The following is a 14,036-nucleotide window of genomic DNA, read 5'->3' on the forward strand; positions in this document are numbered from 1 at the left end:
CCTCGTGACAGAGGTGCGGCCCCGCCGTCGTACCGCCCGAGGCCTCCGGTGCTCCCCGGTGGCTCCCGGTGTCAGCCCTGGAGCCGCTGCTTCACCGCGGCGGCGACGCGGCCGCCCTCGGCCAGCCCGGCCACCTTCGGGTTCACGATCTTCATCACGGCGCCCATGGCCCGCGGCCCCTCGGCACCCGCCGCCTTCGCCTCCTCGACGGCCGCGGCGACGATCCCCGCCAGCTCCTCGTCGGTGAGCTGCTTGGGCAGGTACTCGTCGAGGAGCTCGCCCTCCGCCTTCTCCCGCTCGGCGCTCTCGGTGCGGCCGCCCTGGGCGAAGGCCTCGGCCGCCTCCCGGCGCTTCTTCGCCTCCTTGGCGATCACCTTGAGCACCTCGTCGTCGGAGAGCTCGCGCTTCTCCTTGCCTGCGACCTCCTCCTTGGTGATCGCGGCGAGCGTCAGCCGGAGCGTCGAGGAGCGGAGCTCGTCGCGTGCCTTGATCGCGGAGTTGAGGTCGTCGTGCAGCTTCGACTTGAGCGTGGTGGTCATGGGTCCGATTGTCGCAGGTGCCCCGTGCGGATGGCCCGCCGTTTTACCCGCCCCGGCCGCCGGTGGCCGGCGGCCGGTCATGAGCCCCGCCGCGGGTCTGACACGATGGTCGTATGCGCGCTCGATACGGAGTACCCCTGGGAATCGCGGCGTTCGGCGCCGCCGGTGTGTTGTACGCGGCCGGTTTCGAGGTCCGTTCCTTCCGCCTGCGCCGGGTGACGGTCCCGGTCCTCCCGCCGGGGATGCGTCCGCTGCGCATCCTCCAGGTCTCCGACATCCACATGGTCAGCGGGCAGCGAAAGAAGCAGCGCTGGCTGCAGTCGCTGGCGGGCCTGCGCCCGGACTTCGTGATCAACACCGGCGACAACCTGTCCGACCCGGAGGGTATCCCCGAGGTCCTGGACGCGCTCGGCCCCCTGATGGACTTCCCCGGCGCGTACGTCTTCGGATCCAACGACTACTACGGTCCCAAGCCCCGCAACCCCGCCCGCTATTTGCTGGAGAAGGTGAACGGCAAGCACGGCCTCAACGGCAATCCGCCGGTGGTCGGCGCGATCCACCTGCCGTGGGAGGACCTGCGGGACGCGTTCGACGGGGCGGGCTGGCTGAACCTGACGAACACCCGCGGCGTCCTGAAGGTCGACGGCGTCTCGGTGGAGCTGACGGGGCTGGACGACCCGCACATCAAGCGCGACCGGTACGTGCAGGTGGCGGGCGGGCCGTCCGGTACGGCGGACTTCTCGATGGGCGTGGTCCACGCCCCGTACCTGCGCGTCCTGGACGCCTTCACGGCCGACGGCTACCCCCTGGTCCTGGCCGGCCACACGCACGGCGGCCAGATCTGCGTCCCCTTCTACGGCGCCCTGGTCACCAACTGCGACCTGGACGCGGACCGCGTGAAGGGCCTCTCCCGGCACACGGCGGAGGGCCGCACCTCGTACCTCCACGTCTCGGCGGGCTGTGGCACCAACCGCTACACCCCGGTCCGCTTCGCCTGCCCGCCGGAGGCGACGCTGCTGACGCTGGTGGGCCGGGAGCAGCCGTTGCCGTAACCCACACGGCGTAGAACAACATGCCGCACATGCCCCTTGTTCATACTTTGGGGGCATGACGGCTCCCATACCCCGGGACATCCCGGACCTCCCCGCGGTCCCGGGCACGCCCGTGCTGCTGCCCGGCTACGTTCCGGCGACGGCGGTGGTGGCCCCCACCCGTCGCCCCCTGACCGCGGTGTTCCGCCTCCTGACGGCCGCGGTGGCGGCGGCGGGCGTGGCCCTGGAGCTGCTGCTGGGCAGCCCGGCCCAGGTCATGAGCTACTTCGGCACCCAGGCGGCGGCGATTCTCACCCTGGTCAGCCTGGCCTCGGCGCGGCGCGCCTGGCAGGCGTCCCGCCCGCTGCCCTCGTCCCTGACGGGCGCGGCGCTGCTCTACATCGTGATCTCGGGCCTCGTCTACCACCTGCTCCTGGGCCACACCACACCCCCCTTCTCCATGACGGGCTCGGCCCACCCGCCGGTGGCCTGGCACGGCCAGTGGCTGGCCCTCCAGCTCCTCTACACGGCGGCACCCCTGGCGGCCCTCGTGGACTGGCTGATCCTCACGCCGCCGAGCCGTCTCCACCTGCGCCAGACCGCGGGCTGGATGCTCTACCCCCTCGCCTACCTGGCGTTCTTCCTCACCCGAGCGGAGCTGTCACTGCCCGGCACACCGGGCCGCTACCTCTACCCCTTCCTGGACGCCGAGCAGCACGGCTACCGCGGCGCCCTCGCCAACGCCCTCCTCCTCGGCCTGGCCTGCTACGCCCTCGCGGTCCTCCTGGTGGCCCTGGACCACGCCCGCCCGAACCCGGTCGGCCGCCGCCCCTAAACCGGATTTCGTCTCCGGCCACCGGTGGGCTAAAGTAAACGACGTCGCCGCAGCAAGCAGGACAGCGGCGACATCGGGGTGTAGCGCAGCTTGGCAGCGCGCTTCGTTCGGGACGAAGAGGTCGTGGGTTCAAATCCCGCCACCCCGACAGTGAAGTACCAGGTCAGGGGCCTGATCCGCAGTGCGGGTCGGGCCCCTGATTGGTTCCTGGAGATCGCTTGGGAGAAATCTGGGAGAAGATCTTGATCGGCCTCTCCCAGGAGCAGTCTCCAGTGCCGCAGGATGAGCGGCGCTCAAGCGCCCTCGGACCTGCGCGTTCGCGAATCCAGGGCTCGTAGCTGACCAGGAACACCGCGGCGGGCCGCCCCAACGGTCGTTAGGAACACCGCACATGGCAGGTCATCGCTCAGCGCCTCCCCACGACCACGCCTGTGCACTAGCCCGGCGGGTGCGGGCGTTGCGGGAGAACCGCGGGTGGACACGTGAACGGCTGGCCAAGGAAGCAGGCATCGCCGTTGGAACGCTGAGCCGTCTGGAGAGCGAGGGAGCAATCCAGCCAGGTTTCTTCACCGTGGGCGCGGTGGCCGAGGCTCTTGCGGTCTCCCTCGATGATCTTTTCCGGGCGGCCCATGTCCCGCCCGGTCTCTGGTCAGCCGGATACGAAGGGCGGGACATCGAATCGTTCGTCGCCTCGCTCCTCGACAGCCGCATCGGTGTCGTGGCGGATGTACGGCTCACACCGATCAGCCGCAAGAAGGGCTTCAGCAAGACCCGCCTCGGGGAGGCTCTGGCCGAAGCTGGCATCGAGTACACGCACCTACGTGGCCTGGGCAATCCGAAGGACAATCGAGAGCCCTTCTGGGACGGCCGCGTGGAAGTAGGGTGCGCGCGCTTCCGTGGCCTGCTGCGGTCCGAAGAGGCCCAGGCCGACCTTGACCGGCTCACGGAGCACGCCCAAGCGTCCCGGGTCGCGGTGCTGTGCTTCGAGAAGGATGAGAGTCGCTGTCACCGGCAGGTTGTCTTGGAGGCGGTCAGCAGCCGGGTCCAGGTGCCAGTGAATCCCTTGGCCTGACTTCACCCCCGACTTTCGCACGCGCCCTTGCCTGCGCTACTTGCCTCCCTTCCAATCAGATCGGGGAGATCGACGGAGGGGGCAGGTCATGGCGTCATCGGCATTCGGGAGACGGCAGCGCGCACGGATCATGATCACGGTCAAGACGTATCCGGAGCTTTCCAACAAGTACCGCGAGACCAGTTGCGTGGCTGGTATACGCCTCGACCAGGGCAAGCCGCAGCACGTGCGGCTCTTCCCTGTGCCCTTCCGACTCCTGAGCGAGGCTGCTCAGTTCTCCAAGTACTCGATCATCGAAGTCGACGTTGAACCGCACCGTACGGAGCGTGACTCCCGCCCGGAGAGTCTTCGACCCGACCTCGACACATTGGAGATCGTGGGTGAAGTACCTTCCGACGACGGCTGGAAGAAGCGGTACCGGTACGTGGAGCCACTGGTCGTCCCGTCGCTCTGCGCCATCAAGCGGGATCAGGAGAAGCGCGGAACGTCCCTTGGCATTTTCCGACCCGCCGAGATCACCCGCTTCCGGCTGGAGCCGGCGGAGCCATGGTCCGTCTCCAAAGCCGCGCTGGCCGACCAACTCGACCTATTCGAACAGGAGCTGAACCCTCTGGAGTGGGTGCCACTCGACCTCCGCTACAGCTTCCGCTGTGCCGATGACGACTGCCCGACCCACGACATGGGGCTGAAGGATTGGGAAGCCGGCCAGTCGTACCGCAACTTCCTCCGCAAGTACGGGGAGAAGGGGGTGCGAGATGCTCTGCGTGAAAGGTGGTACGAGCGGATGTGCGCTCCAAATCGGGCTGTTCACTTCTTCGTCGGCAACATCTCGGCCCACCCCAAGACCTTCATGCTGCTGGCCGTGTTCTACCCGGAGCGGAGAGTCGTCGACTACGTGCAGCACAGCCTGTTCGACGAATGACGCATTCTGCGGGAAAGAGACCCACGCAGCGTCAGCGGACGCTAGCCCTCTAGCGCGCACACCAACACGAATTGCAGCGCCTGAGATCAGGGTTACACCGACAGGACTACCGGGCTGGTTGATCACTATCGCCCGAATCCACCAGCGTTCTCGGCCCGCACGCTGGGCGGACGGGCCATCTGCCGGCGAGGGGACAGCACAAGCCCCTCTATGGATTGTGACACTCATTCCGCGATCGACGGCGTGTTAGGATCTACCCCCATTGTCTTCAAAAACTCCCGTTCAAAAGAAAAGGACTTTCGACTAGAGACTATGAACCGAGAGGCCATGAAGACTTGTGCAGAATTTTCACTCTGCACCATACCCTCGGTCATCAGCACCGGCGAAATTTGACAGTCAAATCGAGAGACATTCGAGTCGCGCCATACACCTTCATCGGGATAGCAGTACATGATCACATCTGGGGCGAGTGGGTATACCACATAGGCATCTCTGCCGAGATTCCCCGGTTTCACCCAAGCCCGACTGTCAGACGTCCTGAAAGCCAATGGATTGTCCGACGTGACGAAAGGAACCGACGTCAAATTCAAGGCGAAAAGCCATGTACATCGACTCATGCGATCAGCATAGGCGGAGACGAGCTCGTCATCCCATAGCACCGCAGCATGGAGGGCTCTAGCGTCCTCTTCAGATTCGGCTTGGTACCCGCGCAATGCCGAAAAGGCTACCAATATCGCGCGAGCGTCGGCCGTCCGCAGAGACTGGAGAGCCAGGAATAAGCTGATTGCTTCTCGGTTTTCTTCAGGCATGGGCAGCGAATCGCCCGGATGCCCGCACCGAACCCAGTCGAGCCATTGACCTGTAATGGCGGCCGCTTGGCCCTCCAGGTCCGCAAACTGCTTTTCCATTTCCATCGGACTATGGCCATGATCAACCAACTGAGGAAGCGTATAGAAGTTCGATTCTGCAGCCACTGCCTTCGGTTGAGTTCGGAACACCCTATCGTTAGTCCTGTCCCAGACCCATAGGCGTTCTGCCGAGTCAGTAAACCGACGCAAGTAGAATTGCGGAACATAATGGTGAAGCTTTGGATCAGCCACGCCGCTCCCCCTCGGCCCGTCGACGCAAGTCAGCACGATGGTAGGAGCCGCGTCCGGCGTACGGCAACGCCATATGACCTGCCGTAGGGAGCGCTGAGAAATAGGGGGGCAATGGGTGAGCCCGAGCGGCCTCAATGGACCCACGTCACGCACTCTCGAAGGGAGACGAGCACGATGTCGGAGTTGTGCGTCAGTGGCTGCTGCGGTCACTTCTGGCGGTGACCGCAGCAGCCTTGCGTGGGAGCCTTTGACACGCTCCCATGCCACCGTTACTAGACCGCCTGCGCCACTACGTGGTGGTGAAGCGGTCCCGCAAAAGCTGGTTGAGGACCCGGACCGGCGAGGTAGGCGACATGGCGAGCCGAGCGTCGAGCGCCGCTTCCCACTGCTCCGTCAGGCCGAGGATGAGGCGCCTACGCATGCCAGTGGTGACGTGGGCGTAACGCGCGGAGACTGAGCCATCGATGTGGCCCATGCGGTCGTCCATGAGCACCTTCTCGGTGCCGAGGTCCTCCATCATCGTGCGGTGGGTGTGGCGGAGGCCGTGGGGTGTCAGGCCCGTGGCGATCGGGAGCCAGCAGGCATCAGCCCGAGCAGCAGCGCCGCGGCCTCGGGCCGGTACGCCGGGCCACGGCTCGCCGAGGATCGGTACCGGGCGGGCCTCCTGCGGGGCCTTCTTCGGGTACCAGCCGGAGACCGCCGGGGTGAACAGCCAGGTGGCGAAGCCGTTTCGGCGCCAGTGGGCCGCGTGCTCCGACGTGGTGCCGCCTCGTACGAACCCGAGCTCTGCGACGGAGAGTTCGACCCGGACTCGGGTGTCCTCGCGTACACGGTCCGGATGGTTAAGGACGTTCGAGACCGTGCCCGTAGAGACTCCGGCGCGGCGAGCGACGTCGACGAGCTTTGCCCCATGGTGGCTGCCGGTGCGGGCCGCGCCCTGGCCCCGGAAAACGTACGTCCTGTCGTGGCACGCGCAGGGCGTCGGCTTCGTACGGGCGATGTGGTTGAAGACCAGGGCGGACAGCCAGTCCATCGAGTCGATGGTGCGGTAACTGTCGTCCTTGGGCGGGCAGCGCACCAGCTCGCCGGTGTCGAGCTCGTACAGCTGCCACTCGACGCGGAAGGCGTCAGGTCGGACAAAATCCGTTTCCAGGCCGACAATTTCGCCCCAGCGCTTGCCCGTGTAGCCCTTGAGGACCGTGGCGACGAACTCGTCGTCGCGACCGGACAGCAGGGCCGCCCGCTCGGCAGTCAGCAGGATGCCGAGCGCGTCGGTGACGACCTTCTCCGGGCCTCGGTCGCGGGAGCGGCCGGCGCGCTTGCCACGTCCGCGCCTCCTGGCCGCAGGATTCGACGTGAGCAGGCCCTCGTCGATCGCGTCCTCGAAGATCAGGTGGAGTGTCGAGCGCCAGGTTTTGACGCTGGAGGCCGCGTACGAGGCCCGTTCCTTCTTCTCCCAGGCTTCGACATCCGTGCGGAGGATGCCTACGAGCGCCTTTTCCTCGAAGTCGGGGAGCAGGTGCTCCTCAATGTGGCGCTTGTAGTTCTGCATCGTCGAGGCGGCCAAGTCCTGGGCGGCGTACCAGCGGCTCGCGTAGTCGCCGAAGGTCTCCTGCCCGAGGCTCGGGTCGCGCCACTGACCGCGCCGAATGGTCACCTCTTCCGCGTCTGCGGCCTGCTTGGCCTCGCGCTTGGTGGCAAACTTGACCACGACGCCTGCTGAATTGGCGACGGTGCCGTACTTGCCGTCCTCGATCTTGTATCGGCCACGCCAGTAGCCGCTGCGCTTCTCCGCGTACCCCACGGATTTCCCTCCCTGCTGTCGTGTGGGGTGCGTTAAGCAGCGGTTCCGAACTGGGACTTGGACATCCGACGTGGCGGGCGGGCCTTGAGACGGACCGTGGGGGCAGCCGTCTCGGGCTGCTGCTGGCTGCGGGGCTTCCGGGTCGACACCGGGACGAAGCCAGAGCGCTGGGGCGTCGGGGCCGGACGCTCTTCGTGCATGCGGATGATCTCGGCAAGGTGCTCGTCCGAGAAGCGGTAGGCGCGGCCGACGCGGGTGAACGGGATGAGCCGTCGGCGGGCGCGATCCTTGACCCACCATGTGGAGCAACCGAGTACGGCGGCGACTTCCTCGGGGACGTAGAGGCGTGGCAGCTCGGCCTCGGCATGTGGAGTCGGTGCAGAGGCAGGGGTTATCGCGGGTTGGCGCACGGGGTGGGTCCTCTTCTCGCGGGCATGGGCGCGGCAACGCCGACCCGCCGGTCGATCGCTAGGGATGGGGGTGAGGTGCCCGTGCTGGGGGTTTGCGGGCCCAGGACGGGAACGGGAGCCGAGGGCTATGCCTCGGCGGCAGGGTCGGCGTCGCCGCCACCCGGCGGAGGTCCGTGCATCTTCAGCATAGTCTTGCCGGCCTCTTCGGCCATGGCGTTGGAAACTATGACATCGGCTTCCTCACGCACGTCGGGGTGCTCGGCGAGGTAGGCGTCGAGGGCCTCGCGCGCCTTGGTGAAGGCCATGTTGGCGCGCTGGGTCGCGCGGAACGCGTCGAGGATCTCGTCGATGAGCTCCATGGCGCGGGCCTTGGCAGCCAACTGCGGGGGGCCGACGAGGTTGCGCAGGTCGAGGCCGAAGACCTCGGCGAAGCCGATGGTCTCGTCGAGGTTGATGCGGCGCTTGCCGTTTTCGATCCGCCAGACCGCGGACGGGTTCATCTCGAAGCCGGCCTCGTTCATGCGGTCGGACAGGGCGTTGGTGCTCCAGCCGCGCGCCTCGCGTTCCAGCTTGATGCGCACCGCGACGTTGCCCTCGCCACTGAGCAGAACGCCCTGCGGCGGGTCTTCATCCGCCATGGCCGCCTCCTTCCGTTCGTAGCGGCGCCCTGCCATTTGCAAGGACCCCATAACAGTAACATGCCCACTGCGAGACGCAGAGCACTTCTGCGATCTGCAATTCGTGTGGCATAGTGGTGGCACCCACCCCGCCAACCCCAGGAGTCCCGCACGACCGCACGTGACATGAAAGAAGCCCCCGGCGATGCCGGGGGCTCAAGCGCAAACCTCTCAACCGCCATCCCTAGCGATCAACCTGCGGACACCGGGATTGCCGTCCCATATGGCCCGCAAGCAGAGGAGCTGATTCCCAGTATGACCGATCCCCAGCCGAGTACGCCATCCCTTCGCGACGACGCCACCCCGCCATGGCCGCCGGTTGCCGTACCCGGCCAACCGGCCGGCTCTGCCACGCCTCCCGCCAACGAGGGCCCCGACGGCGATCCCGAAACTGTGCCCGCGTCCGAGGGAGCGCAGATCCTGGACGATCTGCGGGCGCAGATCGAGCGGTACGTGGCGATGCCGAGCGAGGAGGCCGTGACGGCGGTGGCGCTGTGGGTCGCGGCGACGCATCTGCAGCGTGCGTGGCAGCACGCGCCGCGGCTGGCGATCGTCGCTCCGGAGAAGCGGTGCGGGAAGTCCAGGCTGCTGGACGTGGTGACCGAGACGGTCCACAAGCGTCTGATCACGGTGAACGCCAGTGCGGCGGCGATCTTCCGGTCGATCGACGGGGACGACCCGCCGACCCTACTGGTCGACGAGGCCGACACCATGTTCGCCACCGGCAAGGCGGCGGAGAAGAACGAGGAGGTGCGCGGCCTGATCAACGCCGGGCACCAGCGTGGCCGGCCGACGCTGCGGGTGTCCGGGCCGGAGCACGACGTGCACGAGTTCGCGACCTTCGCCATGGCGGCGCTGGCCGGGATCGGCGACCTGCCCGACACGATCATGGACCGGGCGGTGGTCATCCGGATGCGCCGTCGCGCAGTCGGCGAGAAGGTGGCGTCCTTCCGCACCGGCCGGGACACCCCGGCCCTGCACGCGATCCGCGAACGCCTGCGCGCCTGGCTCCACCCACTCCACGCGCAGGCCCTGGAGATGGAGCCGCCGATGCCGGTCGAGGACCGCGCGGCGGACACCTGGGAGCCCTTGGTCGTCGTCGCCGATCTCGCGGGAGGCGACTGGCCGGCGCTCGCCCGTTCCGCCTGCCGCTCCATGACCGACTACGAGACAGGCCAGAACCAGGAGGGCGATCTGCGTACCCGCCTCCTGGTCCACATCCGCAGCGCCTTCACCGCCATCGGTGACCCTGCCCTGCTGAGCACCAGGCACCTGCTGGAGGCGCTCAACGCGGACAAGGAAGGTCCCTGGGCGGAGTACAAGGGCAGTGACAAGGGCCTGACTCCGCGATACCTGCAACTGCTGTTGAAGCCCTACGGCATCAACGCGACCAACCGCCGTTTCCCCGGCGGCGCCCAGGCCAGGGGCTACGCGCGCACCCAGTTCCTCGACACCTGGGCCCGGTACTGCCCCGAGCCGGAGCCTGCCACCGAGCCCGCCCAGGCGGCTGGCGAGCCGCTGTCCGACACCGCAGCCTGACCCGTCTCCACCCGCATCACCCGTCCCTGCGCAGGTCAGCCCAGGGACGGGTGAGCAGCCCGCGACGAGTCGTCCCGCATCTTCACGCCCACCCGTACCTGCTCTGAGCAGGCATGCGACGGGTGTTACGAGTCCCAGCACCCCACGGCGGCCACCCCACCCTGCCCCCTGCTGCACCGTGGCCGCCGCCCCGAACCATCTGGAGCGCCTCCGCTTGTCCGCCCGCATCGCCGCCCTGCGCGGCACCGAACTGATCCGTCTCGGTATCGCCCTGCTCGCCGTGTTCGCCTTCGCCCTCTCCTACGACGCCCTGCGGCAGATGGGCGTCGCCATCCACATCCGCGGCCTTCTGACCTACGCCTTCCCGCTCGTGATCGACGGGTTCATCGCCGTCGGCGTCGGCGCCCTGCTCATGCTGCGCACCGCGCCCTGGTACTCCCGGCTGTACGTGTGGCTGCTCGTCGGTGCGGCCACTATGACGAGCATCTGGGCCAACGCCATCCACGCTGTCCGCCTCAACCAGCAGGCCCGCCAAGGCAACGGACTCCGTCTCGACGACCTCACCGTCGGCGGCCTGTCCGCCATCGCCCCGCTCGCCCTGGCCGGCGCGGTCCACCTCTACATCGTCATCCACCACCACCCCGCACCCGACCCGTCCGGCCCTCAAGCCACCGACGGCTCCGAGATGCCCGCCCCTCAGCTTGCCGACCTGGAGCGAATTACATCCGGCGGCGTCGGCGGTGCGCACCTCGACGTGAGGGAGCCAACTGGCGCCCAGGTGGCTGACCGTCCGAACGATGTGGCTCCGACAACGGACGTTGTGGCTCGCTCCGCCGAGCCACAACAGCCCGAGCCGGACGATGTCGATCCCGAACGGCTCGCCCTCGCCCGCAGCGCACCTCTCGGGCGCCAGGGTCGAGCCTCCCGACGCCATATCGAGGACACCTTCCGAGACGGCGGGCTCACCATCGGCCGCAAGGAAGCAGAGCGGCTGAAGGACCTCGTCCAAGCCGAGCGGGACGACGCTGAGCAGCAGGCAGACCGCACGGTCAGCGCCGACGCCGCCTGATCCCACGTCCCCCGTGTCCTCGCGTACAGCGACGCGAGGACACGGGGCACGCAGCCGACCCCCTTCACCAGCACGTTCGGAGCCCCACCCATGCACGAACAGCACCACGAACTCCCCACCACGCAGCAGCAGATGACCACCCACCTGAACAGCGCAGCAAGGTATCCCGCTGGACCGTCCACGGGCCGGTCCAGCGGGGAAGCCTCCGCCCCGGGTGCGGCGGAGGCACTCGGGCACCAGGGGGTGCCCGAGGAGGAACAGCCGGTCGGCGCCGTCGCGCACCCGCCGCTCCCGCGCGCCGCCGAGGCCGCCGCCCTGCACCGTGTCGCCCGACGCCGTCGGCGCGATCCGAACGGTCAGCGCAAGCAACGTGTCGACGCCCGCTACAGCGTCGACGAGAAGGCCGACATCCTGCGCGTGGCCCGGTCGCTGAACATCGCCGGCGCCCACTACGTCGGCGCCGTCGTCATGGCTCACGTCCACGGCGACCTGGCCCTGCCCGGCCAGCGCACCGCGCTCGACGACTACATCGACGAGCTGACCGCCCTGCGTGGCGAGGTCGCCCGGATCGGCCACAACGTCAACCAGATCGCCAAGAAGCTCAATTCCGGCGGACATCCACACCCTGGGGACAGCAAGCTTCTCGCCCACACCGAGCAGACCCTGGCATCGGTCGGCGCCACCGTCCGCCACATCTCCGCCGCCACGAACCAGGCCGTGTCCACCACGAAGGTCCCCCGGTGATCGCGAAGATCAGCGGCGGCAAGGACACCGCGGGCCTGATCCGCTATCTGTTTGACACCGCCAGGGCCAAGGACCACACCGACCCCCACCTCGTCGCCTCCTGGGACGGCTTCGCCCCCGACCCCGGCCGCGCCGACGACATCGACGCCACGAGGAAGCTCCTCGTGGCGGATCTCGACCTCCACGTCAAGCAGGCCAGGCGCCTGGGCCGTGCCCCCGAGCGCCACGTGTGGCACTGCTCGGTCCGCGCCGCGCCCGAAGACCGCATCCTCGACGACGAGGAGTGGGCCGGCATCGCCCGCCAGATCGTCGCCGCCACCGGCATCGCGCCCGAAGGCGACCCGGACGGCTGCCGCTGGGTCGCCGTGCGCCACGCCCCCGACCACATCCACATCGCCGCCACCAAGGTCCGCGCCGACCTGCGCACCGCCCGCCACTGGAACGACTACCTCACCGCCGACCGCGAACTCGCCGCCATCGAGAAGGAACACGGCCTCTTCCAGGTCGTCCGCGGGGACCGCACGGCCGCCAAGCGACCCACCCGTGCCGAACAGGAGAAGGCCCGCCGCGCTGGCCACGACAAGACCGCCCCCGAACGCCTGCGCGCCCTCGTCCGCACCGCCGTGGCCGCCGCAACCGGCATGGAGGAGTTCATTCAGTTCCTCAGCCACACCGAGGGCGTGCTCGCCGAGGTCGTGTACTTCCCCTCCGGCGACGTACGCGGCTACAAGGTCGCCCTCGCCGACGGCGCCGACGCACCGATCTGGTACTCGGGTTCCAAGCTCGCCCCGGACCTCTCCTTTCCCAAGATCCAAGAACGCCTGACCAACACCGCCTCGCAGCCCACCATCCAGCCGGGCGTGCGCCGGAGCAACCCCTGGCACCAGGCCACCGCCGCCACCGAACGCATACCCCACCATCTCGCCCAGGACGACGACCAAGCCTCCCAGGCCCATCTCGCCGCCTTCGGTGAAGCCCTCGACGCCCTCCCCCTCCTCGCTCCCCACTCCCTGAAGTCCCAACTCCGCGAAGCGGCGTTCCTGTTCGAGCGCGCTACCCGCTCCCGCATCCACGCCGAACACCACCGCGCCCGCACCCTGCGCGGCGCCGTCCGCGCCATGCTCCGCGAGCCCGCACCCCAGGACGGCACCACGCTGGCGATGCTCCTCGACGCCGCGATCCTCGTCGTCATCGCCGCCTCGCACTGGCACCAGCTCCGCCACCACGACCAGCAGGTCGCCGCAGCCCAGCGGGCACTGCTCCACCTGCAGACCGCCTACGAGCAAGCCGCACCCGCTCCCCTGGCCGCGCTCGCCCAGCACCGGCCACCAGCGGCGACCACAGACCGACACATCCGCCGCCTCCACGAGACGCTGCCCGAGCACGCCGAGCAGATCATCGAGGACCCCGCCTTCGACGCCCTCAGCGCCGCCCTCGCCCACGCGGAAGCAGCAGGCCACAACCCGGACGATCTCCTACGCCAGGCGACCGACCAGCGCGCCCTCCACGACGCCCACCACCCCGCACGGGTACTGACCTGGCGCGTCCAGCGCCTCAGCGAGCGGCCGGCCCCGAGCGCACGAGCCCGCGCAGCACAAGCCCGCAGCACAGTGACCCAGCGGACCACGCCCCAGCACCCCACCACCCCGGCCCCCGAAACGACCGCCGCGATCACAGCCCCGCAGCAACCACGCCCACGGCAGCGCTGATCACGACCGCGCGGACACCCTGGGAGCAAGCAACTCCAGCACTTCCTCCCAGCGGTACCGGTCGGCCCCGCCCCCGGCCTTCGGCGGGTGAGGCTCGTACGAGCCGACCAGGACGCCCATCTCCCGCAGCCGCTCAAGGCTCTGCAGGTAAGCGGGATGGGCGGCCTGGGCGGAGTTCAGGTACGGCAGCACGGCCACCGGGACACCCATGGCCGGCGCCTCGCACAGGATGCCCAGCGCGAGATTGTCGGAGATCCCCGCAGCCCACTTGTTGACCGTGTTGAACGTGGCCGGAGCGACCGCGATCACGTCCGCGGGGCGCGTCGGACGCGGTTCGCCAGGTGCCCGCCAGGCCGATCGGACGGGACGGCCGGTCTGCGTCTCGATCGCCTCCACGTCCAGGAAGCCGAGCCCGTCCGGGGTGGCGATGACAGCCACATCCCAGTGCCGTTCCTGCGCCGCGGTAATCAGCCGACCGACGTCGGCGGCGACCCCGGCCGCGCAGACCACGATCTGAAGCACGGGTTCATCAGACTGATCGTTCACTGAACGCTTCCTTTCGGGTGCAAGATCAATGCAGTCAAC

General features: G+C 68.4%; 14 protein-coding genes and 1 tRNA gene. 9 read left to right on the plus strand and 6 right to left on the minus strand.

Annotated elements, in window-relative coordinates; genetic code table 11:
* Positions 1-71: 71 nt before the first annotated feature.
* Complete coding sequence (locus ACFXI4_RS33820; RefSeq protein WP_362728745.1) at positions 72-539, minus strand: GatB/YqeY domain-containing protein; 468 nt, start codon at positions 537-539, stop codon at positions 72-74.
* Between the two features lie 113 nt (positions 540-652).
* Here ACFXI4_RS33820 and ACFXI4_RS33825 point away from each other — a divergent pair, with 113 nt between their 5' ends.
* The 5 genes from ACFXI4_RS33825 to ACFXI4_RS33845 all read left to right on the plus strand — a co-directional run bounded on the left by ACFXI4_RS33825 (position 653) and on the right by ACFXI4_RS33845 (position 4,399).
* Positions 653-1,591: a metallophosphoesterase gene (locus ACFXI4_RS33825; protein WP_384998156.1), complete on the plus strand. Its 939-nt coding sequence runs from the start codon at positions 653-655 to the stop codon at positions 1,589-1,591.
* Between the two features lie 55 nt (positions 1,592-1,646).
* The gene (locus ACFXI4_RS33830) at positions 1,647-2,405 is read left to right on the plus strand and encodes a Pr6Pr family membrane protein (protein ID WP_384998159.1); all 759 of its coding nucleotides are present in this window, start codon (positions 1,647-1,649) and stop codon (positions 2,403-2,405) included.
* A gap of 74 nt (positions 2,406-2,479) precedes the next feature.
* A tRNA-Pro gene (locus ACFXI4_RS33835) sits at positions 2,480-2,553 on the plus strand.
* Positions 2,554-2,796: 243 nt separating this feature from the next.
* On the plus strand, positions 2,797-3,477 hold the full coding sequence (locus ACFXI4_RS33840; RefSeq protein ID WP_384998162.1) for a DUF488 family protein: 681 nt from the start codon (positions 2,797-2,799) through the stop codon (positions 3,475-3,477).
* A gap of 130 nt (positions 3,478-3,607) precedes the next feature.
* Entirely contained in the window at positions 3,608-4,399 is a 792-nt protein-coding gene (locus ACFXI4_RS33845; protein ID WP_384998165.1) for a hypothetical protein, read from the plus strand.
* 224 nt (positions 4,400-4,623) lie between these two features.
* Here ACFXI4_RS33845 and ACFXI4_RS33850 read toward each other — a convergent pair whose 3' ends face one another.
* The 4 genes from ACFXI4_RS33850 to ACFXI4_RS33865 all read right to left on the minus strand — a co-directional run bounded on the left by ACFXI4_RS33850 (position 4,624) and on the right by ACFXI4_RS33865 (position 8,351).
* Entirely contained in the window at positions 4,624-5,499 is an 876-nt protein-coding gene (locus ACFXI4_RS33850; RefSeq protein WP_384998168.1) for a DUF4238 domain-containing protein, read from the minus strand.
* A 289-nt stretch (positions 5,500-5,788) separates the two neighbouring features.
* Positions 5,789-7,303, minus strand: coding sequence for a LacI family DNA-binding transcriptional regulator (locus ACFXI4_RS33855; RefSeq protein ID WP_384998171.1), 1,515 nt, complete (start codon positions 7,301-7,303; stop codon positions 5,789-5,791).
* Positions 7,304-7,335: 32 nt separating this feature from the next.
* On the minus strand, positions 7,336-7,713 hold the full coding sequence (locus ACFXI4_RS33860; RefSeq protein WP_382283232.1) for a helix-turn-helix domain-containing protein: 378 nt from the start codon (positions 7,711-7,713) through the stop codon (positions 7,336-7,338).
* Positions 7,714-7,838: 125 nt separating this feature from the next.
* Positions 7,839-8,351, minus strand: a complete 513-nt coding sequence (locus tag ACFXI4_RS33865) for a helix-turn-helix domain-containing protein (protein ID WP_384998174.1) — start codon at positions 8,349-8,351, stop codon at positions 7,839-7,841.
* A 294-nt stretch (positions 8,352-8,645) separates the two neighbouring features.
* On the opposite strand from ACFXI4_RS33865, the gene ACFXI4_RS33870 reads away from it, so the two are divergent.
* From ACFXI4_RS33870 to ACFXI4_RS33885, 4 genes are all read left to right on the plus strand, one after another.
* Positions 8,646-9,929 (plus strand): DUF3631 domain-containing protein, encoded by a 1,284-nt coding sequence (locus tag ACFXI4_RS33870; protein ID WP_384998177.1) that lies wholly within the window; start codon positions 8,646-8,648, stop codon positions 9,927-9,929.
* Positions 9,930-10,143: 214 nt separating this feature from the next.
* The gene (locus ACFXI4_RS33875) at positions 10,144-10,998 is read left to right on the plus strand and encodes a DUF2637 domain-containing protein (RefSeq protein WP_384998180.1); all 855 of its coding nucleotides are present in this window, start codon (positions 10,144-10,146) and stop codon (positions 10,996-10,998) included.
* A gap of 90 nt (positions 10,999-11,088) precedes the next feature.
* Positions 11,089-11,742 (plus strand): plasmid mobilization relaxosome protein MobC, encoded by a 654-nt coding sequence (mobC, locus tag ACFXI4_RS33880; protein WP_384998182.1) that lies wholly within the window; start codon positions 11,089-11,091, stop codon positions 11,740-11,742.
* Positions 11,739-13,451 (plus strand): relaxase/mobilization nuclease domain-containing protein, encoded by a 1,713-nt coding sequence (locus tag ACFXI4_RS33885; protein ID WP_384998184.1) that lies wholly within the window; start codon positions 11,739-11,741, stop codon positions 13,449-13,451. Before mobC ends, ACFXI4_RS33885 begins: the two co-directional genes overlap by 4 nt.
* Here ACFXI4_RS33885 and ACFXI4_RS33890 read toward each other — a convergent pair whose 3' ends face one another.
* On the minus strand, positions 13,452-13,997 hold the full coding sequence (locus ACFXI4_RS33890; RefSeq protein WP_384998187.1) for a flavoprotein: 546 nt from the start codon (positions 13,995-13,997) through the stop codon (positions 13,452-13,454).
* Positions 13,998-14,036 lie beyond the last annotated feature (39 nt).

The organism is Streptomyces sp. NPDC059224 (assembly GCF_042754285.1).
Classification (GTDB): Bacteria; Actinomycetota; Actinomycetes; order Streptomycetales; family Streptomycetaceae; genus Streptomyces.

Bases quoted from the DNA above. Each gene is read 5' to 3' on its own strand.
- ACFXI4_RS33825 (WP_384998156.1), top strand. From the start codon at position 653: ATGCGCGCTCGATACGGAGTACCCCTGGGAATCGCGGCGTTCGGCGCC.
- ACFXI4_RS33845 (WP_384998165.1), top strand. From the start codon at position 3,608: ATGATCACGGTCAAGACGTATCCGGAGCTTTCCAACAAGTACCGCGAG.
- ACFXI4_RS33865 (WP_384998174.1), bottom strand. From the start codon at position 8,351: ATGGCGGATGAAGACCCGCCGCAGGGCGTTCTGCTCAGTGGCGAGGGC.
- ACFXI4_RS33840 (WP_384998162.1), top strand. From the start codon at position 2,797: ATGGCAGGTCATCGCTCAGCGCCTCCCCACGACCACGCCTGTGCACTA.
- ACFXI4_RS33830 (WP_384998159.1), top strand. From the start codon at position 1,647: ATGACGGCTCCCATACCCCGGGACATCCCGGACCTCCCCGCGGTCCCG.
- ACFXI4_RS33820 (WP_362728745.1), bottom strand. From the start codon at position 539: ATGACCACCACGCTCAAGTCGAAGCTGCACGACGACCTCAACTCCGCG.
- ACFXI4_RS33870 (WP_384998177.1), top strand. From the start codon at position 8,646: ATGACCGATCCCCAGCCGAGTACGCCATCCCTTCGCGACGACGCCACC.
- mobC (WP_384998182.1), top strand. From the start codon at position 11,089: ATGCACGAACAGCACCACGAACTCCCCACCACGCAGCAGCAGATGACC.